Annotated in this window: 20 protein-coding genes; 7 read left to right on the top strand and 13 right to left on the bottom strand. The window is 74.0% G+C overall.

Annotated features, from left to right (window positions below; translation table 11 throughout):
* Window positions 1-21: 21 nt before the first annotated feature.
* Both panC and QSK20_RS26025 read right to left on the bottom strand, forming a co-directional pair.
* A complete protein-coding gene (gene panC / locus QSK20_RS26030) occupies window positions 22-864 on the bottom strand; it encodes a pantoate--beta-alanine ligase (protein ID WP_285791231.1) in 843 nt (280 codons plus the stop codon).
* Complete coding sequence (locus QSK20_RS26025) at window positions 861-1826, bottom strand: Rossmann-like and DUF2520 domain-containing protein (RefSeq protein WP_285791230.1); 966 nt, start codon at window positions 1824-1826, stop codon at window positions 861-863. The genes panC and QSK20_RS26025 overlap by 4 nt, the downstream gene beginning before the upstream one ends.
* Before the next feature lie 222 nt (window positions 1827-2048).
* Between QSK20_RS26025 and QSK20_RS26020 the strand changes: the two genes are divergently transcribed.
* Window positions 2049-3113 carry an SAM-dependent methyltransferase gene (locus tag QSK20_RS26020; protein ID WP_285791251.1) on the top strand — a complete coding sequence of 355 codons (1065 nt, stop codon included), beginning with the start codon at window positions 2049-2051 and terminating at the stop codon, window positions 3111-3113.
* Between the two features lie 25 nt (window positions 3114-3138).
* Window positions 3139-4293 (top strand): NADH-quinone oxidoreductase subunit D, encoded by a 1155-nt coding sequence (locus QSK20_RS26015; RefSeq protein WP_285791229.1) that lies wholly within the window; start codon window positions 3139-3141, stop codon window positions 4291-4293.
* 58 nt (window positions 4294-4351) lie between these two features.
* On the opposite strand, the gene QSK20_RS26010 is transcribed toward QSK20_RS26015, so the two are convergent.
* The 4 genes from QSK20_RS26010 to QSK20_RS25995 all read right to left on the bottom strand — a co-directional run bounded on the left by QSK20_RS26010 (window position 4352) and on the right by QSK20_RS25995 (window position 9250).
* Entirely contained in the window at window positions 4352-6394 is a 2043-nt protein-coding gene (locus QSK20_RS26010) for a hypothetical protein (RefSeq protein ID WP_285791228.1), read from the bottom strand.
* Between the two features lie 114 nt (window positions 6395-6508).
* Window positions 6509-7516, bottom strand: a complete 1008-nt coding sequence (locus tag QSK20_RS26005) for a glycine betaine ABC transporter substrate-binding protein (protein ID WP_502889026.1) — start codon at window positions 7514-7516, stop codon at window positions 6509-6511.
* A 328-nt stretch (window positions 7517-7844) separates the two neighbouring features.
* Window positions 7845-8567, bottom strand: coding sequence for an ABC transporter permease (locus QSK20_RS26000; RefSeq protein WP_285791226.1), 723 nt, complete (start codon window positions 8565-8567; stop codon window positions 7845-7847).
* Window positions 8567-9250 carry an ABC transporter permease gene (locus tag QSK20_RS25995; protein WP_088981755.1) on the bottom strand — a complete coding sequence of 228 codons (684 nt, stop codon included), beginning with the start codon at window positions 9248-9250 and terminating at the stop codon, window positions 8567-8569. The genes QSK20_RS26000 and QSK20_RS25995 overlap by 1 nt, the downstream gene beginning before the upstream one ends.
* 2 nt (window positions 9251-9252) lie before the next feature.
* Between QSK20_RS25995 and QSK20_RS25990 the strand changes: the two genes are divergently transcribed.
* Window positions 9253-10272: an ABC transporter ATP-binding protein gene (locus QSK20_RS25990; protein WP_285791225.1), complete on the top strand. Its 1020-nt coding sequence runs from the start codon at window positions 9253-9255 to the stop codon at window positions 10270-10272.
* A gap of 55 nt (window positions 10273-10327) precedes the next feature.
* Here the strand turns inward: QSK20_RS25990 and QSK20_RS25985 are convergent, their stop codons facing one another.
* The 7 genes from QSK20_RS25985 to folP form a co-directional block, all read right to left on the bottom strand.
* A complete protein-coding gene (locus QSK20_RS25985; protein ID WP_285791224.1) occupies window positions 10328-10828 on the bottom strand; it encodes a hypothetical protein in 501 nt (166 codons plus the stop codon).
* Between the two features lie 70 nt (window positions 10829-10898).
* Entirely contained in the window at window positions 10899-11204 is a 306-nt protein-coding gene (locus QSK20_RS25980) for a hypothetical protein (protein ID WP_285791223.1), read from the bottom strand.
* 46 nt (window positions 11205-11250) lie between these two features.
* Window positions 11251-12462 (bottom strand): ABC transporter permease, encoded by a 1212-nt coding sequence (locus QSK20_RS25975; protein ID WP_285791222.1) that lies wholly within the window; start codon window positions 12460-12462, stop codon window positions 11251-11253.
* Between the two features lie 135 nt (window positions 12463-12597).
* Window positions 12598-13131 carry a DUF3180 domain-containing protein gene (locus QSK20_RS25970; protein ID WP_285791221.1) on the bottom strand — a complete coding sequence of 178 codons (534 nt, stop codon included), beginning with the start codon at window positions 13129-13131 and terminating at the stop codon, window positions 12598-12600.
* 19 nt (window positions 13132-13150) lie between these two features.
* Window positions 13151-13678, bottom strand: a complete 528-nt coding sequence (gene folK / locus QSK20_RS25965; protein WP_285791220.1) for a 2-amino-4-hydroxy-6-hydroxymethyldihydropteridine diphosphokinase — start codon at window positions 13676-13678, stop codon at window positions 13151-13153.
* Window positions 13675-14040 (bottom strand): dihydroneopterin aldolase, encoded by a 366-nt coding sequence (folB, locus tag QSK20_RS25960; RefSeq protein WP_285791219.1) that lies wholly within the window; start codon window positions 14038-14040, stop codon window positions 13675-13677. The genes folK and folB overlap by 4 nt, the downstream gene beginning before the upstream one ends.
* Window positions 14037-14939 (bottom strand): dihydropteroate synthase, encoded by a 903-nt coding sequence (gene folP, locus QSK20_RS25955; RefSeq protein ID WP_285791218.1) that lies wholly within the window; start codon window positions 14937-14939, stop codon window positions 14037-14039. Before folP ends, folB begins: the two co-directional genes overlap by 4 nt.
* Before the next feature lie 350 nt (window positions 14940-15289).
* Between folP and QSK20_RS25950 the strand changes: the two genes are divergently transcribed.
* The 4 genes from QSK20_RS25950 to QSK20_RS25935 are packed head-to-tail and all read left to right on the top strand — an operon-like array spanning window position 15290 to window position 21346.
* The gene (locus QSK20_RS25950) at window positions 15290-15604 is read left to right on the top strand and encodes a hypothetical protein (protein WP_088981746.1); all 315 of its coding nucleotides are present in this window, start codon (window positions 15290-15292) and stop codon (window positions 15602-15604) included.
* Window positions 15605-15617: 13 nt separating this feature from the next.
* Window positions 15618-15980: a hypothetical protein gene (locus QSK20_RS25945; protein ID WP_285791217.1), complete on the top strand. Its 363-nt coding sequence runs from the start codon at window positions 15618-15620 to the stop codon at window positions 15978-15980.
* Window positions 15981-16029: 49 nt separating this feature from the next.
* Window positions 16030-19377 carry an ATP-binding protein gene (locus QSK20_RS25940; protein ID WP_285791216.1) on the top strand — a complete coding sequence of 1116 codons (3348 nt, stop codon included), beginning with the start codon at window positions 16030-16032 and terminating at the stop codon, window positions 19375-19377.
* Window positions 19378-19381: 4 nt separating this feature from the next.
* The gene (locus tag QSK20_RS25935) at window positions 19382-21346 is read left to right on the top strand and encodes an MFS transporter (protein ID WP_502889029.1); all 1965 of its coding nucleotides are present in this window, start codon (window positions 19382-19384) and stop codon (window positions 21344-21346) included.
* Window positions 21347-21348 lie beyond the last annotated feature (2 nt).

Raw genomic sequence — 21348 nt, 5'->3', positions numbered from 1 at the left:
GGCCGGGCCCGGTCGGGGTGGTCATCGGGGGTCGAGCCGGATCGCCATGTTGTCGATGAGCCGCGTCGTGCCGACCCGGGCCGCGACCAGCAGCCGGGCCGGGCCGGTGGCCGGGCCGGGTTCGAGGTCCGGGTCGGTGAGGACCAGGTAGTCCAGGTCCACGTCCGACCGGTCGTCGAAGACGGCGTTGGCGGCGACCAGCACGTCGGCGGCGGTCGCGCCGTCGGAGGCGGCGAGCGAGCCCGCGTGCAGCGCCGCCGACAGGCTCCGCGCGGTGACCCGCTCGGCCGGGGACAGGTAGCGGTTGCGACTGGACAGGGCCAGCCCGTCCGGCTCACGGACCGTCGGCACGCCGACCACCCGGACCGGCACGTCGAGGTCGCGGGCCATCCGCCGGACCAGGGTGAGCTGCTGGTAGTCCTTCTCACCGAAGAACGCGAGGTCGGCGCGGGTGAGCTGGAGGAGCTTCAGGACCACGGTGAGCACCCCGTGGAAGAAGCCGGGTCGGCTCTCCCCTTCCAGCTCGCCGCCGAGCCGGCCGGGGTCGAGACGCACCAGGGGCGCCCCGTCCGGGTACATCTCGGCCACCGAGGGGGCGAAGACGAGGTCCGCCCCGGCCCGCCGGCACACCGTCAGATCGTCGTCGAGCGTGCGCGGGTACCGGTCGAAGTCCTCGTTCGGGCCGAACTGCAACGGGTTGACGAAGACCGTGACCAGCACGTGGTCGGCCTGTTCCCGGGCCGCCCGCAGCAGCGACTCGTGCCCGCTGTGCAGGGCGCCCATGGTCATCACCACGCCGACCGTGCCGGTCAGGGCGGCCCGCGCCGTCGCCAGTTCCGCGCGGGTGTGCACCACCGCGGTCACGCCACCGCCTCCCTACGTGCGCCGGCCAGCACCCCGAGCAGCGACTCCGCGTCGACCGGACGGAGCCGCCCGGCGGCGATCGCCCGGTCGGCGGTACGCCGGGCCAGGGCCAGGTACGCCCCGACCGAGTCCGGCGCGGTCGCCGCCAACCGCTCGACGTGCCGCGCGACGGTGCCCGCGTCGCCCCGCGACACCGGGCCGGTCAACGCGTCGTCGCCGAGCCGCAGGGCGTTCTCCAGGGCTGCCCGCAGCAGCGGGGCCAGCACCCGTGCCGGCTCGTCCACCCCGGCGTCGCGCAACCGGTCGGCCGCCTCGTTGACCAGCGTGACCAAGTGGTTCGCGCCGTGCGCCAGGGCCGCGTGGTACAGCGGCCGGTCGGGCTCGGCGATCCACTCGGGCACGCCGCCGAGGTCGGCCACCAGTCGGGCGGCCAGTGCCCGCAGCTCCGGCAGGGCGGTCACGCCGTACGAGACACCGGGCAGGCGGTCGAGGTCGTCGGGCGTACCGGTGAAGGTCATCGCGGGGTGCAGCGCCAGCGGCCGGGCTCCCACCTCGGCCGCCGGGGCGAGCACGCCCAGCCCGTGCGCGCCGGAGGTGTGCGCGACCACCTGGCCGGGGCGGAGGACGCCGCTCTCGGCGAGCCCGGTCACCACGGCGGCGAGCGCGTCGTCCGGAACCGCGACCAGCAGCAGGTCGGTGGCGGCCCGGGCGACCGCCAGCACCGGGCGGCGCGGGACGTCGGGCAGCAGCCGGGCGATCCGGGCGGTGGACGCGCTGGAGACACCGGCGGCCCCGACCACCCGGTGGCCGGCGGCGGTGAGCGCCGCGCCCAGCACGGCGCCGACCCGCCCGGCGCCGATCACGCCGACGGTGAGATGGCGGGGAAGAGAGGAGACGGTGCCCGGCGGTACGACGGCGGCGCCGGTGGGCGCGCCGGGGCGCGGGCGCGGGGATGCGCTCATGGCGGTGATCCAGTCCTCGAAGGTGGGGTACCGGTCAGCGCAAGTATGCGCCGTGGTGATCGGACCGCACAGACAGGTGTGAAAACGTTCACCGGCGCGGGTCGGGCGGAATGCCCAGCGGTGCGGGTCGGACGGAACGGACGGCCCGCGGACCGTAGGGTCGGCACGGTGACCCCACCTGAACCCGGGACGGAACCGACGGGCACCGGTTGGCGGACGGCGATGACCACGGCGCTCTACGGTCCCGGCGGCTTCTTCGTGGCCGGCACCGGACCGGCGGCACACTTCCGGACCAGCGTGCACGCGTCCCCGGTGTTCGGCGCGGCGCTGCTGCGGCTGGTCGAGGCGGTGGACGCGGCGCTCGGCCGTCCCGACCGGCTGGACGTGGTCGACGTCGGCGCGGGCCGGGGCGAGCTGCTCACCACCCTCGCCCGGCTCGCCGCCCGCCCGCCGGACGGGGCAGCCCGGCGCACCGACCAGCCCGGTGGGGCACGGCCGGCGGACGGTGCCGGGCCGCTGCCGCTGGTCGACCGGCTCCGGCTCACCGCGGTCGAGGTGGCCCCCCGGCCCGTCGGGCTGCCGTCCGCCGTCGACTGGCGGGGCCGGGTGCCGGGCGGGATCACCGGGCTGCTGCTGGCCACCGAGTGGCTGGACAACGTTCCGCTGGACGTCGCGGTGGCCGCCGACGGCGGCTGGCGCACCGTGCTGGTCGCCCCGACCGGCGGCGAGTCGGTCGGCGGTCCGGTCGACCCCGCCGACGCCGAGTGGCTGGCGACCTGGTGGCCGGCAGCGCCCCCCGGCGGGCGGGCCGAGATCGGTCGGCCCCGGGACGAGGCCTGGGCGGCAGCGGTGCGCGCCGTCGACCGGGGACTCGCCCTGGCCGTCGACTACGGCCACCTGCGTTCGGGCCGTCCGCTCGACGGGACGCTCACCGGGTACCGGTCCGGGCGGCAGGTGCCGCCGGTGCCGGACGGTTCCTGCGACCTCACCGCGCACGTCGCCGTGGACGCGGTCGGCGTCGCCGGCTCGGCGGTGGCCGGTACGCCGTACACGCTGCGGAGTCAGCGGGAGGCGCTGCGGGCGCTCGGGGCCGACGGCGGGCGACCGCCCCTGGCCCTGGCCGCCACCGACCCGGCCGGCTACGTCCGCGCGCTGGCCACGGCGTCGGCGGTCGCCGAACTGACCGACCCGGCCGGCCTCGGCGGGCACTGGTGGCTGCTGCAACCGGTGGGCATTCCCGCGCCGCCGCTGACCGGGTCCGGGGCCGCCCCGCCGCCGGCCTCCTGACCCGCGTCCGTGGCACGATGTCGGCATGACCACCGACGCCGGGAGCCTGCGTGAGTTGACCGTCGGCACCGGGACCGGTCTGGACACCGCCGACATGGTGCTCAACATCGGCCCGCAGCACCCGTCCACCCACGGGGTGCTCCGGCTGAAGCTGGTGCTCGACGGCGAGCGGGTGGTCGCCTGCGAGCCGATCGTCGGGTACATGCACCGGGGGGCCGAGAAGCTCTTCGAGGTCCGCGACTACCGGCAGATCATCGTGCTGGCCAACCGGCACGACTGGCTCTCCGCGTTCGCCAACGAGCTGGGCGTGGTGCTGGCCGTCGAACGGCTGATGGGGCTGGAGGTGCCGGAGCGGGCGGTCTGGCTGCGGACCGCGCTGGCCGAGCTGAACCGGGTGCTCAACCACCTGATGTTCCTCGGGTCGTACCCGCTGGAGATCGGCGCGATCACCCCGATGTTCTACGCCTTCCGGGAGCGGGAGACGCTCCAGACGGTGCTGGAGGAGGTCTCCGGCGGCCGGATCCACTACATGTTCAACCGGGTCGGCGGGCTCAAGGAGGAGGTGCCGGCCGGCTGGACCGGCCGCGCCCGGGCCGCGATCGACGAGGTACGCCGCCGCCTGCCCGACCTGGACCACCTGATCCGGCGCAACGAGATCTTCCTGGCCCGGACGGTCGGGGTCGGGGTGCTCTCCGCCGCCGACGCCGCCGCGTTCGGCGCGTCCGGCCCGGTCGCCCGCGCCTCCGGGCTCGACCTCGACCTACGCCGGGACGAGCCGTACCTCGCCTACGGCGAGCTGGACGTGCCGGTGGTCACCCGTACCGCCGGCGACTGCCACGCCCGCTTCGAGGTGCTGCTCGACCAGGTGTACGTCTCACTCGACCTCGCCGAGCAGTGCCTGGACCGGGTGGACCGGCTCACCGGGCCGATCAACACCCGGCTGCCGAAGGTGGTCAAGGCCCCCGAGGGGCACACCTACGCCTGGACCGAGAACCCGCTCGGGATCAACGGCTACTACCTGGTCTCCCGGGGCGAGAAGACGCCGTGGCGGTTGAAGCTGCGCACCGCGTCGTACGCCAACGTCCAGGCGCTGGCCACCCTGATCCCCGGCTGCCTGGTGCCCGACCTGGTGGCGATCCTCGGCTCGATGTTCTTCGTGGTCGGCGACATCGACAAGTAGCCGGCGGGGCGGCGGTGCCGGCGGGCGTCCGGCCAGCGCCGGCGTTCCGGGAGCCCGGTCAGCGCCAGCGTTCCGGGGAGTCGTCGGCGCGCCCACCGCGCTCCCGGGAGGAGCGGCCGTAGCGGTCCGGGTCGGGCTCCGACCGGCGGCCCCGGGACGACGGCTCCGGCCAGTCGCCGGCCGGACGCCGGTCGCGCGGTGGCGACCACTCCGGCTCGGCGGGCGGCGTCGACCAGCCGGGGGCCGGCTCGCCGCCGCGCGGCGTCGACCATCCGTCCGCTCCACGGCCGCCCGGGGCGGGACGCCACTGCTCCGGCACCGGCACCCCGCCCGGCGGCAGAGCCCGGGCCGGCTCGGGCCGGTGGCCGTCCCGCCGGGGGTACTCCGGACCGGCTCCCCGGCCCTCGTCCCGGTCGTATCCGTCGTCGGGATGCCCGCGCCGAGGCCGCCGGACGGCGGCCCAGTGGTCCTCCATCCGCATCTCGGTGCCGTCGCCGTCGGCGTGCACCGCCGCCCGCCGTTCGCCCATCCGCAGTTCCCGGCCGTGCTCGTCGTCGCGGACGCTCGCCCACCGGCCGCCGGCGGAGACCTCGGACCAGTCGTCGGCACCGGCGTCCGCCGGCGGATACGCCCGACCGGAGACCCGCTCCGCCGCGCCCCGCCGGGACCGGCTGTCGCCACCGGCCGGTCCGGTCCGCTCCCCGCCCGGCGCGTACCGCTCGTCGGCACCGGCGGTGTACCGGCCACCGGCCGGGGTTCGCCAGTCCGGGTCCGGGCGACCGCCGTGACCGGGCCAGTCGCGGGTGCCGTCCGGCTCCGGCCGGTCGTCCGGACCGGACCAGGACCTCGCGCCACCGGAACCCGGCCCGGCCGGCGGGGTGTCCCAGGAGCGGTCGTGCTGTTCCGGCCGCGCCGACCCGCGCGGACGGCCCGGCCGGGCGTGGTCCTCCCGTGGCCGGTAGCCGTCCCACCGGTCCCGCTCCGGACCGCCGCGCCCCGTCCAGGACTGTTCCTCCGGTGGCGTCCACCGGCCGTAGCCGTCACCCGGCCCCGGGTCCGGGGCGGTGCCGTCGACGATGGTGTGCCGGGTGGTCACGTGCACGGTCTCGGTGTGCCGCACCACGCCGACCGGGCGGGGCGGCGCATCCGGACCGGGCGCGACCCCGGGACGGACGTCGGGTCCGTCGGAACGTGGCGGGCCTCCGTACACTCCGCCGGCCGCGCGCTCGGCGGCGTACCCGGGGGTGGCGTGGGGCCGGGTGGCCGGGTCCCGGTCCGCGTACCAGTCCTCGGCCGGCCGGTGGTCGCGGTACGGCTCCCCGTCCGGCTCGGGGGCCCGTCGACGCCCGGTGGAGGGCTCCGCCGACCGGCGGCGGCCGTCCTCCGGGTCGTCCGCGCGGCGACGGCCGCCCTGCGGCTCGCCGACCCGGCGGTGGTCGTCCTCCGCCGGCTCCGCCGACCGACGGCCGTCCTCCGGGTCCCTGGCCCGACGGCGGTCGTCCTCCGGCTTCCCGGCCCAGCGGCGGTCGTCGCCCGGATCACCGGCCCAGTGGCGGTCGTCCTCCGGATCACCGGCCCGACGCCGGCCCGGCGCGGCCTCGGCCGACCGATGGTCGGTCGCGGCGGCCCGACGGGGGTCGTGGTCCCGCCCTACGGCCTCCGGTTCCGACTCGTCGGCTGCCGGTCGGATCGGGTCCGCCCCGGCCACCGCCACCCGCGCCCGCCCGGCCCGGGGTTCGACGACCGGCACGGGTGGCGCCTCGTCGATCCGGCCCCGGGGCGCCGCCGGTTCGGCGGGCCACCGGGCCGGGGCGGCGTTCGGCGGGGCGGGGCGGGCGACGGCGGCGAGTTCGGCCCGTAGCTCGTCGATCTCGTCGGCGAGCTGCCGCACCTCGGCGGTGGCATCCGGGCGGAGGCTGATCGACAGACCGATCATGGTCACCGCCGCGATCGCCAGCACGGCGGCGACGCGTAGCAGGCCGTTGCCGTTGGCGACCAGCAGCAGCAGCGCCGCGAGCGCGGCGACCGCCAGACCGGCCCGGAACAGGAGGGTCAGCCGCGACGGGCCGCGTTTGTCGTCCAAGGAGACCGGAACGGGCATGGGTGTGCAGCCTACCGAGCATTCCTGGGACGAAAAAGGCCGACGGCACCCGAAACCGGGCACCGTCGGCACAACGGCGCGGACCCGCGCACCCAGGACGGGTGCCAGGCGAACTCAGCTCGCCGCGAGCGCCCCGTCCGAGGAGAGGACCAGGCCGACACTGGCGGCACCGGTCTTCAGGGCGTTCTTGGTCTGCGGCCCGGCGGCGTCCAGGGAGCTGAACGAGCCGGCCTTGAAGTTGTAGACCTCGACCAGGCCAGCCTGGCACTTCGGCCGCTGCGGGCACTCCGGCGGACCGGCGAGGACGGTGTCGGCACCCGAGCACTTCTCGGCGAGCTGGGTGAGGGTGGTCACACCGTACTTGTCGGCGAAGGCCTTGGTGACCGCGAAGGCGTTCTGGTCCTGGGCGGCCGAGGGCGTGCCGAAGGTCAGGCCGGCCTTCTCCCCGGCGGCCTTGAGCGCGGCCACGGTCTTCTCCAGGTCGGGCGAGGAGACCGGCTGGGCGTCCTTGCCGTTGGCCTTGGTGTTGAGGAACTCGGCCAGGGTCGCCGCATACTCCGGGACCACCTGGATCTCGCCCTTCTCCAGGGCCGGCTCGTACAGCTCCCGGCTGCCGATCTGCTGCACGTTCACCTGGTAACCGGCGGCGGTGAGCACGATCCGGTACAGCTCGCCGAGGGTCTGGCTCTCGCTGAAGTTGGCCGCGCCGACCACGATCGCGCCACCGGGCCCCTTGGCGATGCCGGCGGTCAGGTTGTTCGCCGTGGCGAACTCCTCGGCGGCCGCCTTGGGGGTCTTGCGGTCCACGTCGACGGCCTTGTTCAGCGCGATCAGCTTCGGGGTGTCCAGCGCCGCCGAGACCTTGTCGAGCGCCGCGACGAGCTGCGGGTTCGCCACCTTGGCGTTGATCGCCGGAATGACGTTGTCGGTGTTCTGGAGCTTCTTGTCGTCGTCGAGGACGACCAGCTGGTCACCGGCGACCGGGGCGCAGCCCGCGCCGGAGGCTCCCGCCTCGGGAGCCTCGGTGCCGGAGGAGCCCGCGTCGCCGCATCCGGCGAGGATTCCAGCCGCGGCGAGCGCGCCCACCGCGCCGATCGCCAGTCGAGTACGTGCGCGCAGCATCAGCCCGCCTCCTGTGTCCCGGCGCGACCCGTCCGGGCCGGCCGCGTGTCCGACGGGCGATCGTCCTGCCGCCGCCCGTGTGTCCGTTCCCCGAGTCGGTCTCTCACGGGAACCCACGAGACATCCTCGCGGATTCACGCGAGGCCCACTCGCAGAAGTTCCACGAAACACTTTCGGCGGCGGAGGAACAACCCGGGTGGTGGTTTTTGTCGCCGGATCGTCACCCGTCGGTCGGGCCGCCGTCGTTCCGGGGACCGGGGCGGGTCGGCCGCCGTCGTTCCGGGGAGCGGGGCGGGTCGGCCGCCGTCGTTCCGGGGACCGGGACGGGTCAGCCGCCGGCCACGGCGCTCGCCGCGCGGCGGCCGGCCCCGCGCCGGGCGCGACGCAGCGGGCGTGGGGTGACCATCCGCTCGACCAGGGCCAGGAGCAGCTCGACCAGGATCGCCAGCCCGGCCACCAGCACCCCGCCGGCGAGGATCTGCCCGCCCCCGGCCGCGATGTCCAGCCCGAACCCGGCCCGGATGATCTGGCCCAGCCCGCCGCCGTTGACGAAGGAGGCCAACGCGGCGGTGGCGACCACCTGGACGGCGGCGGTCCGGAACCCGGCCGCGAGGTACGGCACCGCCAACGGCAGCTCCACCCGGCGCAGCACCTGCCACCCGGAGAAGCCCATGCCCCGGGCCGCGTCCCGGGCCTCCGGATCCGCCTGCCGGATCCCGGTGTACGCGTTCGCCAGCAGCGGCGGCACGGCGAAGACGGCCAACGCGACCACGACCGCCGGCTGGCCGAAGCCGAGGAAGGTCAACGGCAGGATGGTCAGCAGGGCGAGCGTCGGCACGGCGAGCGTCAGGTTGGAGACGAGCACCACCAGGCCGCCGCCCCGTCCGGTGTGCCCGAGCCAGAAGCCGACCGGCCAGGCCACCAGACAGCCGAGGACGACGGCCGCCGCCGACATGGTCAGGTGCTCACCGAGCCGGTCCAGCACACCACCGGGGTTGGTCCAGTTCAGCGGGTCGTTCAGCCAGAGCACCGCCTGCTCGATCGCGCTCATCAGGTGGTCCTCCGCAGCCAGGGGGTGAGCAGCCGGCCGATCCCGGCCAGCACCAGGTCGAGCACGAGCGCCAGCAGCACGCAGAGCAGGGTGCCGGTCATGATCTGCGCCTTGTAGAAGTTGTTCTGGAAACCGGCGAAGATCAACTGACCCAGACCGCCGCGACCGACCACCACGCCCACCGTCACCAGCGCGACCGTGGAGACGGTGGCGAGTCGCAGTCCGGTGAGGATGCCGGGCAGCGCGAGCGGCAACTCCACCCGGAACAGTCGTCCCCAGCGGCCGTACCCCATGCCCTGGGCGGCCTCCCGGACCTCCGGCGGCACCTGGTTGAGGCCGGCCACCGCGTTGCGCACGATGACCAGCAGCGCGTACAACACCACCACGCTGAGTACGGTCACCGCCCCGATGCCCAGGTACGGCGCGAGGAAGGCGAACAGCGCCAGGGACGGGATCGTGTAGAGCACACCGGTGAGTGCGAGAATCGGGCCGGTGAGCGGCCGGAACCAGTACGCCGCCACCGCCAGTGGCAGGGCCACCAGCGCGGCGATCACCACCGCGCGGGCGGTCAGCGAGGCGTGCTCCCCCAGCGCGGCGGCGATGGTGTCGGAGTTGTCCCGCACGTACTGCCAGGAGAACCACGGGTTACCCGGATCGGCCCGGTAGCTCAGGCGGAAGGACATGCGTGGACGTTACCCCGGACCCCGATCCCGTCGCCGACCGCGCGACCGACCCGGACGGCGGCGCCGCGTCGATCACCCTGGACGGGATCGGCAAGCGCTACCCGGACGGCACCGAGGCGGTACGTGACCTGAGCCTGGAGGTGAAGGCCGGCGAACTCGTCGTGCTGATCGGCCCCTCCGGCTGCGGAAAGTCGACCGTGCTCCGGATGATCAACCGCCTGGTCGAGCCGACCTCCGGTCGGGTCCTCCTCGGCGACGACGACGTCACCCGGGTCGACCCGGTGACGTTGCGCCGCCGGATCGGCTACGTCATCCAGAACGTCGGCCTCTTCCCGCACCAGACCGTACGCGCCAACGTCGGCACCGTGCCCCGGCTGCTCGGCTGGTCGAAGGACCGCACCCGCACGCGGGTCGACGAACTGCTGGAGCTGGTCGGGCTCGACCCGGCACAGTTCGGCCGCCGCTACCCGCACGAGCTCTCCGGTGGGCAGCGGCAGCGGGTCGGGGTGGCCCGGGCGCTCGCCGCCGACCCAGTGGTGCTGCTGATGGACGAGCCGTTCTCCGCCGTGGACCCGATCGTGCGGACCCGGTTGCAGGAGGAGTTCCTCCGGTTGCAGGCCGAGGTGCGCAAGACCATCGTGCTGGTCACCCACGACCTGGACGAGGCGGTCCGGCTCGGCGACCGGATCGCGGTGCTCTCCGAGGGCGGTCGGCTGGAGCAGTACGACACCCCGGCCGCGGTGCTGGGCACGCCGGCGTCGGACTTCGTCCGTGACTTCGTCGGCGCCGACCGGGGCATCCGCCGGCTGGCGGTCACCCCGGTCACCCGGGACACGCTGCGTCCGCTGGCCGACGCGGAGGCAGCCGACCTGCCCCGGATCCGGTTGGGCGGCTCGGCCTACGACGCGCTGGCCGTCCTGCTGACCTCGCACGCGGACCGGGCGGTCGTGGTCGACGACGACGGGCCGGTCGGCGTGCTGAGCCGGCAGCAACTGCTGGACCTGGGTCGACCGGAGAGCTGACCGGCCACCCGTGGGGCGGGCCCGGTCGCCGGTGCTGCCGCGCGGTCGTCCCCGGTCAGGCCCGTCCGCCGAGGCTGGCGACGCCGACGATCCAGCCGGCGAAGAAGCCGTACGCGGCCCCGGTGCCGGCGGCCTGCACCGCCACGAACAGCGACGAGTCCGCCCCGAACAGCGAACTGAGCAGTGCGGCGAAACCGGCCGCGAAGACGTACGCGCCCCAGCCGGAGAAGAGTTGGCTGAACAGCCCCGCCGCCGGGGCGGTCTGGGGTCCGGGCAGGAGGTAGAGCAGGGTCGCGGCCAGCACGACCACCAGCAGGGCTCGCAGCCCGTCGGTGAAGAGCGTCTCGACCGGACGGTCCGAGTCGAACCGCCAGCTGGGCCAGGCGAGCAGGCGCAGGAACCAACCGGAGGCCGAGTTCGGGTCCGTGCTCTCCCCGGCCCACCGGACGTAGCTGGGACTCCCGCAGACAGCGACGAGGACGAGCGCGGCGAGGGTGCCGGTGCCCGTCGCGGTGCTCCGGCGACGGTCGACCCCGGCCCGGCTGGTCATCGGCATGCCACGACCAGTTCCCGGCCGGCCGGGACGGGCAAACCTGAGGGCCGGTCGTTTCACCGTGCGGATCGGTTCAGTGCTTCATCAGGTAGTCGATGAAGGCGGCCCGCAGCAGCGGCGCGGACTCCTCGTAACCGTGACCGGTCAGTTCCCGCCACAGCGCCGCCGCCTCGTCGATCGTCGGCCCGACCGAGTTGGGCGCGCCGTCGAGCACCGCCGCCTCGTCGGCGTTGGGCAGGTGCCGCAGGACGGACCAGAAGAAGGCGATGTCGCGGCGCTCCCTGGCCAGGGCGAACGCCTGCTCGCGAAGCTCCTCCGTGGAGAGCGCGTCCAGTTCGGCGAAGGAACGGCCCGGACCCGGCGACGATGATTCGGTCATGCGGCGAGCCTAACCGGCGAGATCAGCGTCGGCGCGTCGAGTCGGGTCACTCACGGTCACCGCGCCACCGGTCCCGCTCGCCGTCCCAGCGCCCCCACGGGTCGGCCGGGTCCTCGGTGGAGTGGGCCGGCAGCGCCGGGGGCCAGGGGCCGCCGTACGTCCCCGGGCCCGAGAGGGTCCAGCCCGAACTGGTCGAGGGGTCCCCGCCCGGCCCGGGATCGGGCGGTTCCCCGGTCGCCGACCGTGGTCGGCCGTACGTCTCGACCATCCGGGTGACGACCAGGCCGACGGCGAGCGCCGCCCCGGCCACCGCCCACCGGCTGATCTCGTGGCCGGCCGCGTCGACGTACGCGAAGAAGAGACCGGCCAGAACCACCACCAGCATCGTTCCGCTCACGCCGCCGCGCCGGCCGAACGCACTCGTCCCGCCGAGCAGGGCCATGCCGACGCCGAGCGCCGTCCAGTCCAGACCGGGTTCGGGTACGACCCGGTCGGCGCCGTTCGCGGCGAGCAGCACACCGGCCAGCATCGCCAGCACCGTGGAGCCGACCACGGCACCGCCGGTGACCAGCGCGGCCACCGTGCCCCGGCGGCGGGCCGGATCCTCGACCGGCCGGAACCGGCCCACCAGTCCACGCACCGGTCGGATCGCGCCGAACAGGCCACCGAGGACGGCGACCGCCAGGAGACCGGCGAAGAGCTGGTAGGCGTTGTGGCGGGGGTCGTAGTGGGCCTGGACCAGCACCGGCACCGGCCGACGCTCGATGTACGTCACCAGTCCGGCCGCGGCGGCCAGGCTGGCCGCCCAGGCGGGCACGTGCAGCAGCACCACGAACATCGCCAGGGCCAGACCACCGAGGACGGCCACCACCAGGGCCGGCACCATCGCGTCGGTCGTTCCCCGGTCGCCCTGCTCGGCGAAGTGCAGAGCGGCGGCCACCGCGACCGGACCGATCGCCAGGTTCGGGGCGGCGGTTCGCAGGCTCAGCCCGGCCGCGAGCGCGAGCAGGCCGAGCCCGACCACGCCGACGAGGAGCTCCCGCAGTCCGTCGCCGCGCAGAACCCGCGGGTCCTGGAGCCAGAGCAGCAGGCCGAGTACGCCCACCGTGCCGGCGAGGACGGCCTCCCAGGCCACGTGCACGGCGACCCGGTCGGGACCGGGTTCGGTCGCCGTCGGCGGTTCGGGGACGACGGCTGTGGCCGGTCCGGACTGGTGCCGATCGACGGACTCACCCCGGCCCGGCTCGTCGTACCCCATTGGCCCACGCCTCCCACGCTTCGCCGACCGGCCCGGCCCGGCGCAGGGCGGACCGGAGCGCGTGGACCGGGGTCGGCCTTGACTACCCGGTCGCAGGCACCGTACCCGCGCCCGGGCGCAGACGTAACCCCGTGATCAATGGATGTGCCGGTTCTCCCGGTCGTCGGGCTCGCGTTCGTCGTCCCGTCGTGGCGGCACCCGGCAGGAACGTTCCAGCCAGAGAGCGGCCGCGACCAGCGCCAACGAGGCGATCATCCCGCCCACGGCCGCCGGCCGGTCCTCGGTCGCCGCCCGGGTGCTCTCCACGAAGAGCCAACCGGCGAGTCCGGCGTAGAAACCGGCGAAGATCGCGCCAGCCAACGCGGACGCCTTCGCCAGCACCACGAACCGGGCCACCAGGAGCGGGTTGACCGGGTCCCGGCCGGGCCTACGCTCGATCCGCCCCCTGGTGTTGACCGCCGCGTACGCCTCCAGCACGGCGAGTCCGGCCAGGGTGACAACCGGCAACCAGGGGAGATCCGGCAGGGAGCCGTAGAGGAAGCTGATCAGCAGCCAGGCCAGCGCCGCGGCGGCGAGCCCGGCCACCAGGAGGGTGGCGGGTCGGGTCGGGCCCATCCGGTCACGGTCGGGTGCCGGCCCGCGCGGGGGTGGGGACTGTGGCACGGTCATGCCGCCCGGCTCCGCTGGGTCATGCCGTCGACTCTAACGTCAGATCCGGTCGGGCACGCAGTTCCAGGGCGTCCCCGGCGACCGGCTCGGCGGTGAGCAGGTCGGTGAGCCAGCCGTGTCCCGGCAGCCGCCCGTACGGCTGGATGTCGATCCACGGGCGCAGCACGAACGCGCGCAGGTGGGCACGGGGGTGGGGCAGGGTCAGCTCGGGGTCGTCGCTGAGCACCGGTTCACCCGCCTCGTCCCAGACGGCCACCACGTCGACGTCCAGGGTGCGGGGACCGAACCGGCGCCGCGGGTCGCGGAGACGCCCGGCCGACCGCTCGGCGTCCCGGGCCCGGTCCAGCCAGTCGCGGGCGGTGGCGCTCGGGTCCTCCGCCAGCAGCACCGCGTTCAGGTACGTCGGCTGGTCGGTGTCACCCCAGGGCGGGGTCTCGTACACGCCGGAGACCACCCGGACCGCGTCCCCGAGACGGGTCACGGCGGTCCGCAGGTTGGCCAGCCGGTCGTCGAGGTTGCTGCCCAGCGAGAGCACGGCGCGGGTCACCGGGGACGCCTCCGGGTCATGGTCACCGCCACGTCGGTGAAGGTGTGCGGTACCGGCGCCTCGGGTTTGTGCACGGTCACCGTGGCGGCGGCGACCCGGAGGTCGGCCAGGCAGACGCCGAGCAGCCGGTCGGCGAGCGTCTCGATCAGGTTGACCGGCTCGCCGGTGACCACGGCGACCAACCGGCCGGCCAGCTCGCCGTAGTGGACGGTGTCGGTCACCGCGTCGGAGCGGGCCGCCGGCCCGAGGTCGAGTTCGAGGACGGCGTCGACCACGAACTCCTGTCCCTGTTCCCGTTCGAAGTCGTAGACGCCGTGCCGGCCCCGGGCCCGCAGCCCGGTCAGCGTGATCCGGTCACTCATGTCGATCCTTCTTTCCCGCGATCCGTGGCGGCCACGCCGGCCGACCCGACGCCCCCCGGTGGGACCAGCCGGGGCCGGCCGCTGGCCCGCCAGACGGCGAGCGCGTCGACCGTGCCCCGTACGTCGTGCACCCGTACCCCCCAGGCGCCGGCGGCCACCGCGAGCACGCTGGTGGCGATGGTCGCCGCCTCCCGGCCGTCGGTCGGCCGGGGTTCGCCGTCCGGCCCGGCGAGCAGCCGACCGAGGTACGACTTCCGGCTCGCGCCGAAGAGCAGCGGAAAGCCGAGGTCCAGCAGCTCGGACAGGTGGGTGGTGAGTTCCCAGTTGTGGGCGGCCGTCTTGGCGAAGCCGAGGCCGGGATCGACGACGATCCGGTCCGCCGCCACCCCGGCCCGGAGCGCGTCCTCGACCCGGGCGGCCAGTTCGGCCCGGACGTCGGCCACCACGTCGGTGTAGGTGGCCAGGGCGCCCATGCCCCGGGAGTGGCCACGCCAGTGCATCAGCACCCAGGGGCAGCCGGCGTCGCGGACCACCCGTGCCATGTCCGGGTCGGCCAGGCCGCCGGAGACGTCGTTGACCACTGCCGCGCCGGCGGCCAGCACGGCCTCGGCGACCCGGGCCCGGGTGGTGTCGATGCTGACCGGCACCCCGGCGGCGGCGAGTTCCCGGACGACCGGCAGCACCCGGGCCGTCTCGCTCGCCGCGTCGACCCGGTCCGCGCCGGGACGTGTCGACTCGCCGCCCACGTCGACCAGGTGCGCGCCGGTGGCGTGCAGCCGAACCCCGTGCCGGACGGCCGCGTCGACGTCGGCGTACCGGCCGCCGTCGGAGAAGGAGTCGGGCGTGACGTTGAGGACGCCCATCACGACCGGGCCGTCCGCCCCTACCAGATCGGTCACCGGTGCACCGTACCCGCCACGCCGACGACCGGGGCCGGGCCGGGGCCGATTCCACACGCCCCTGACGAGGCGATTGGAACAGGTGTACGATCGGTTGCCGGGGGCGAACCGGGCATACTCTTCACCGCTTGTTCCAAAGAGGGGCGGCCCGTACGCTTTGGAATTGCTTCGGCACTCAGACGACCGAAGCCCGGAGGGAGGGGCAAAGCGGGGAAATCCGCCCAAAGTCTGCCACCTAGCGTGGCGCGGCGCGGACGCAGCGTCAGCCACGACGCCCGGAACGCACAGTCCCATCAGGTTCACCCGAGTACCGCAGCGGCTCCGCCGGCCGCGCCATGGGGAGGTTTCCAGTGATCGCCACAGAGCTCGTGGACACGGTGTCGACAGCTGTCGCCCCGATGCTCCACGCCCTGGCGTCGACCCCGCTCGCCGAGCCGGCCCCCAAGGGGATCAACACCGACGGTGTCGTCTCCTTCTTCGCCAGCAAGATCGCGCCCATCCTCCTCGCCGTCCTGGGCGTGATCTTCATCGGCCGGGCCAGCCGGGGTGAGATTTCGAAGGTGCTGACCAGCTCGGCCATCGCCATCGTCGGGCTCGCCTTCATCGCCGGCGCCGCCACGCTCTTCTTCGTCGGTGACTACCTGATCGAACTGATCTTCGAATAGGCGCGGGCACGAGATGCGGCTGCGCACCGACGACGACATCTACCGGGCTCGCCTGGTCTACCTCGGCCCGCCCGGGTACACCCTCCCCGTCCACCTGCCGTACGCGCAGTACGGCCTGTTCATGCTGCTCGTCCCCCTCTACATGTTCATCCACTGGTTGTTCACGCTGAAGGTCGAACTCTTCCCTGCCTGGGAGATCGCGCTCGCCATCGTGACGGCCTCGTTCATCTTCCGGTACGTCGATCCGGACCGGCCGGCGCGCATGGTGATCCGCACCGCGCTGACCGACTGGCGGCGCACCCGGGAGCCGGCGGCCGAACTTCGCGACCCGCGCCTGGTCGGCAGCCGGATCAGGATCCGGGAGGAGCTGGCATGACCGGGCGTACGCCGACCAGACGGTCGAGTGATCCGGGTGAGGCGATCGAATGAACCGCTCGTCGACGCCGGGACAGTCGTACCCGGCCGGACATCAGAGCGTCCCGCACGGTCACCGTGCGCGCTCACTCGACTACCCGCCGGAGGAGTCCTCCGGTGAGGTGAGCCTCGACCCGGCGCTGGCCACCAGCGCCGGACACGGCGGGGTCGGGGTCTTCCAGGCCCCCCGGCCGGTCCGGGGCCGACCGACGCCGCCCGCCGGCGAGAGCGCCCCACCGCGTCCCGCCCCGGAGAGCCCGGACATCGACTCCCCCTTCCTGGACCTCTTCGGCGGCACCCGACCGGGAGCCCGCCAGCCCCTGACGCCGCTGCGGCGTCCCGGGCGCGATCCGCTGCCGATCCCGCACCAGCCCGCCGCCCCGCCGGTGGAACCGACGGCCTCCCGGGCGACCCCACCGGCCGTGGAGCCGCCCCGGGCCGTGTCGACGCCGCCCCGCACCCGGGCCGTTCCGGCCGACGAGACGCCCGTGTCGACTCCGCCGGCCGTGCCGGTGCCGCCGGCCGAGCCCGGTCCGCCCGCCCCGGTTACGGCGCTGGCCGAACCCGAGCCGCCCGCGGTGCTGCCGCGCGTACCGGAACAACCGACCGAGCGCCTGCCCGTCGCCCGGCCACCGGCGGAGCCGGCCCCGGTCACCGCACCGGTGGACGGCGCCGACGGGGAGGCAGCGTCGGGCCACCGCCGGATCCCACCCCGGCAGCGATCCGCCGAGGGCCGACGGGAGAAGCGCGAGAAGTCCCCCAAGCCGGTCAAGCCGACCCGGATCCGGCCTCCGAAAATCAAGTTCGGGGACCGGGACCCTTCCGTCGAGCTGGCCATCACCGAGATCGCGGGGCACCTGACCTTCACCCCGAACACGGTCACCGCGTGGTACTGGCTCCCCGAGGTGCGTTGGGCGTTCCGTCCCGACGCCGAACGTGAGGCCCTGCTCTCGGCGATCTCCGAGCAGTACGCCGGCCTCGCCGGGTTCCGACTGCACCTGCGCCGCACCACCCGACCGTTCCCGGCCGACGAGTGGGCCCGCACCATCGACTCGTACACGCCGACCCCCCTGCCGGACGTGCCCGGCACCCCGGGCTGGGGCGACCACCTGGTCGCCGCGCAACGGCACCTGCTCTCGGTCAACCACGCGGAGGGGCAGACGTACCTCGGGGTGACCTTTGCCCGCCGGTCGTTGGGCGACTCGTTGACCGAGCGCCTGCTGCGCACCTTCGGTCGCGGCACCGCCGATGGCGAGCGACGCAAGCTGGGCCGGACGGTGGAGCAGTTCGACGAGGTGCTCGCCACGTTCGGCATGCGCGGCCGGCGGGTCACCGCCCAGGAACTGGAGTGGCTGCTCTACCGCTCGGTGGCGCTCTGCATGGCGCCGCCCGGAGCGCTCTCCCCGGTGACCAACGGACACTGGGAACGCGGTGACCTGCTCGCCCTGACCGAGCAGGTGGAGCGGTACCGCACCCCGTACGGATCCACGGTCAAGCTCGTCAACCGGATGACCGGCGAGGAACGACACGTCGCCGTGCTCGCCGTCGGGCGCATGGAACCGCTGGAGATCCCCGAGAAGCACGAGCCGTGGCTGCACTTCCACGAGCGGCTGCCCTGGCCGATGGAGATCTCCACCCGGGTCGACATCCTCGGTTCCGGCGATTCCTTCCGTAACCTCGAACACCGACTGCGGATGATCCGTTCGCAGCAGCTCGACTACGCCGAGCACGGCATCGACGCCCCGCCCGAGTTGGAACGCCTCGCCAAGCGGGCCCTGGTGATCGGCGACGAGATGACCACCGGCCTGCCGGTGGACTCGGCCCGGGCGCACGGCTGGCACCGCATCGCCGTCGGCGGCCGGACCCGGGAGGAGTGCCTGGAACGGGCCCGCCGGCTGATCCAGCTCTACTCACGCGAGCTACGCATCTCGCTCCAGCATCCGAAGAACCAGGACTGGCTGGCCCGGGAGTTCATCCCCGGCGAGCCGATCGCCAACACCGGATACGTCCGCCGGATGCCGGTCAACCTGCTCGCCGCCGCCCTGCCGCAGGCCGCCTCCACGGTCGGCGACCGGCGCGGCGACCTGATCGGGCGGACCGCCGGGACCTGCCGTCGACCGGTCTTCCTCGACATGCACTTCCCGATGGAGGTGCGGGAACGCTCCGGCCTGGCCGTCTTCGTCGCCGAGCCGGGTGGTGGCAAGTCGACCCTGCTGGGCGCGCTCGGCTACCTCGCCGCCCGGCGGGGCGTCCAGGTCACGCTGCTCGATCCGTCCGGCCCGCTGGCCCGGCTCTGCCAGATGCCCGAGCTACGGCCGTACTCCCGGGTGCTCAACCTGACCGGGTCGGAGCACGGCACGCTGGCGCCGTACTCGCTCATCCCGACCCCGCTGCGAACGGAGTTCGCCAGCGGCCCGGCCGGGGACCGGGAGTTCGAGATCGCCGTCTCCAACGCCCGCGCCGAACGGCGCATGCTGGTGCAGGACATCTGCATGATGCTGGTGCCGCCGCAGGTGGCCCGGGAGGCGTCCACCGCCACCCTGTTCCGGCACGCGGTCCGGCAGGTGCCGGCCGAGGAGACGTCCACTCTGGACGACGTGGTCGCCTGCCTCGGCCAACTCGACGACGACGCCGGCAAGGAACTGGCGAACCTCCTCCTGGACACTGCCGAGATGCCGCTGGCGCTGCTCTTCTTCGGCCGCCCCCCGGAGGGGCTGCTCGGTGCCGACGCCGCACTCACCGTGATCACCATGGCCGGGCTGCGCCTCCCCGACCTCAAGATCGAGCGCGAGTACTGGTCGGCCGAGGAGTCGTTGGCCCTGCCGATGCTGCACACCGCCCACCGGCTCGCCGTCCGCCGCTGCTACGGCGGCTCGATGTCCTCGCGGAAGCTGGTCGGCCTGGACGAGGCCCACTTCATGGAGGGTTGGCGCTCCGGCCGGTCGTTCCTGGTCCGGCTCGCCCGCGACTCCCGCAAGTGGAACCTCGCCGCGCTGGTCGCCTCGCAGAACCCGCGCGACATCCTCGGGCTGGACGTGCAGAACCTCGTCTCCACGGTCTTCGTGGGCCGGATCGCCGAGGACGCCGAGATCGCCTCCGAGGCACTCCGGCTCCTCCGGGTGCCGGTCGACGACGGCTACGAGGCGACCCTGGCCTCCCTGTCGGCCGCCGACGCGTCGTCGGCCACCCGGCTCGGGTTCCGGGAGTTCGTCATGCGGGACGTCGACGGCCGGGTGCAGAAGGTCCGGGTGGACGTCTCGTACGTCGACGGACTGTTGGAGCACCTCGACACCACCCCCGCGGCGGTCGCCACGAACGCCGCGAACCTACCGAGCATCCTGTCGGACCTGGAGGCGTGACATGGTGGCGAGGGCCCCGGCACGGATCGCGGCACTCCTCCTCACCGTCGGCGTACTCGCGGTAGCCACGATCGTCTGGCCCGCAGTCGGAGCGACGGCGGCACCACCCCCGGCGACCCAGGCCCGCGCCGACCTCTGCACCACACAGGAGTGGCAGGCCGACTTCCGCGCCTGCGTGGCGAAGCTGGAGAACGTCAGCGAAGACAAGGTCAAATGCCGTAACGCCCCGACGCCCGGCACGCCGGACTCGGGGCTGGCCGGCTGGTTCGCGGCCCGACCGGACTCCGCCACGCAACCCGGCACGAAGGGGCTCTACAGCGACTACGGGTACGCCGGCTACAGCTTCAGCACGTACGACATCGACACAGGCTGCGCGTCGTCCGTGCTCCACCCGGACTACCGGTTCACCACGATGGTGGCGAACGGTGAGTTCATGCTGGCCAACGCGATCATCGGTGCCTCGAACGCGATGCGCGAACGGGCCTGGGAACCCCGGTCGATGTGGGGTTGGGCCGACCCGCTGGTGGAACAGGCCACCACGGCCGTCTACCAGAAGGTGTTCAGCGTCTTCGGCATCATCACCCTGTGTGTGGTCGGTCTCTACCTGCTCTGGCGGTCCCGGCAGTCGGACATGAGCAACGCCATGACCACGGCCGGTTGGGCACTGCTGGTGATGGTGGCGGTGACCGCGCTGGCCGCATGGCCGGTGAAGTCGGCCAACATCGCCGACGGCACCCTGGTCACCACTCTCGGGGTCGTCCACGACGCGGTCGGCCCCGCCGCGAAGGACATCCCTGCGGACAAGTGCGTACTGCCCAACCCAGATGCCTGCAAGGACAATCGTCCGCCTGCGGTACGGGCCAGTGACACGGCCACCGAGTCACTGCTCTACCGCAACTGGTTGCGAGGCGTGCTCGGGTCGGCCGACAACGAGACCGCCAAGAAGTACGGGCAGGCGCTCTACGACGCGAAGTCGCTCTCCTGGGAGGAGGCTGAGAAGCTCCGGCAGAACCCGGCAACGCGGGACGCCACCATCGACGCCAAGCAACAGCAGTGGGCCCGGGTCGCCGAGCAGATCAAGAAGGAGGACCCGGAGGCGTACGAGTACCTCCAGGGGGTCCGCGACATGGACCGGGTGGGTGCGGGTTTCATCGCCGTGCTCGCCGCCGTCCTCTTCGCCATGTTCGACCTGGTCGCCTCGCTGCTCGTCCTTCTCGGCTTCCTGCTCTTCCGGTGGGCGGTGATCGCAGCGCCGATCCTCGGCACCATCGGTCTGATGCGTCCGGCGAGCGCGGGCCTGCGGCGGCTCGGCAACGCCGTCGTCGCCGCAGTGTTCAACATCGCCATCTTCGGCACCGGCGCGGCCATCTACCTCTTCGCGGTTGACCTGATCATGAACACGCCCACGCTTCCGGGTTGGCTCCAGGTGGTGCTGGTCTGGCTCTGCGGTGTGGTCGGCTGGTTGCTGCTGCGGCCGTACCGGCGGATCACCCAACTCGGTGGTAAGGACAACGGCGAGGCGTCCGGATCGGGTGGTGCCTGGCACCGCCGGTTCTTCCGGGACATGCGGACGGCCGCCCGGTTGGAGGAGGCCGAAGCCGGCCAGCGGGCAGAGTCGGCGACGGGCCGGACCCGGGGAGCAGTGGCCGAGCAGACCCGGCTCCGGCCGGAGTCACGTCGGGAGGACCCCGCCCACGCCCCGGCCCGTTCCGAGACCCTGACGGTTCCCGGAACGGAGCCTCGACAACGCCCGGACGGCCGGGAACGCGCGGACGAGACGGTGGTGCGGGAGGACTCGCATCGTGCTGCACGAACGGCCTCGCCGCGTCCACGCCGGCAGCCGACGACCTGGACGGAGCCGGACGTACCGGAGGAGAGCCCTTCCTTCGTGATCTACCGGCCCGCCTCCACGGAGCGCACCGCCGCTCCCACTCCGCAGGCTCCCCGGGTACGCACCGAGGCGAGGTGAGG

The organism is Micromonospora sp. NBRC 101691 (assembly GCF_030269285.1).
In the GTDB taxonomy this organism is placed as follows: domain Bacteria; phylum Actinomycetota; class Actinomycetes; order Mycobacteriales; family Micromonosporaceae; genus Micromonospora; species Micromonospora echinospora.
Note: the sequence above shows the minus strand (reverse complement) of the source record. Positions and strands in the feature narration are given on the sequence as shown.

Excerpts from the sequence above, each read along its gene's own strand:
- QSK20_RS26025 (WP_285791230.1), bottom strand. The coding sequence starts at position 1,826 with ATGAGCGCATCCCCGCGCCCGCGCCCCGGCGCGCCCACCGGCGCCGCC.
- QSK20_RS26020 (WP_285791251.1), top strand. The coding sequence starts at position 2,049 with ATGACCACGGCGCTCTACGGTCCCGGCGGCTTCTTCGTGGCCGGCACC.
- QSK20_RS26015 (WP_285791229.1), top strand. The coding sequence starts at position 3,139 with ATGACCACCGACGCCGGGAGCCTGCGTGAGTTGACCGTCGGCACCGGG.
- QSK20_RS26010 (WP_285791228.1), bottom strand. The coding sequence starts at position 6,394 with ATGCCCGTTCCGGTCTCCTTGGACGACAAACGCGGCCCGTCGCGGCTG.
- QSK20_RS26005 (WP_502889026.1), bottom strand. The coding sequence starts at position 7,516 with ATGCTGCGCGCACGTACTCGACTGGCGATCGGCGCGGTGGGCGCGCTC.
- QSK20_RS26000 (WP_285791226.1), bottom strand. The coding sequence starts at position 8,567 with ATGAGCGCGATCGAGCAGGCGGTGCTCTGGCTGAACGACCCGCTGAAC.
- QSK20_RS25995 (WP_088981755.1), bottom strand. The coding sequence starts at position 9,250 with ATGTCCTTCCGCCTGAGCTACCGGGCCGATCCGGGTAACCCGTGGTTC.
- QSK20_RS25985 (WP_285791224.1), bottom strand. The coding sequence starts at position 10,828 with ATGCCGATGACCAGCCGGGCCGGGGTCGACCGTCGCCGGAGCACCGCG.
- QSK20_RS25980 (WP_285791223.1), bottom strand. The coding sequence starts at position 11,204 with ATGACCGAATCATCGTCGCCGGGTCCGGGCCGTTCCTTCGCCGAACTG.
- QSK20_RS25975 (WP_285791222.1), bottom strand. The coding sequence starts at position 12,462 with ATGGGGTACGACGAGCCGGGCCGGGGTGAGTCCGTCGATCGGCACCAG.
- QSK20_RS25970 (WP_285791221.1), bottom strand. The coding sequence starts at position 13,131 with ATGACCGTGCCACAGTCCCCACCCCCGCGCGGGCCGGCACCCGACCGT.
- folB (WP_285791219.1), bottom strand. The coding sequence starts at position 14,040 with ATGAGTGACCGGATCACGCTGACCGGGCTGCGGGCCCGGGGCCGGCAC.
- QSK20_RS25945 (WP_285791217.1), top strand. The coding sequence starts at position 15,618 with ATGCGGCTGCGCACCGACGACGACATCTACCGGGCTCGCCTGGTCTAC.
- QSK20_RS25940 (WP_285791216.1), top strand. The coding sequence starts at position 16,030 with ATGAACCGCTCGTCGACGCCGGGACAGTCGTACCCGGCCGGACATCAG.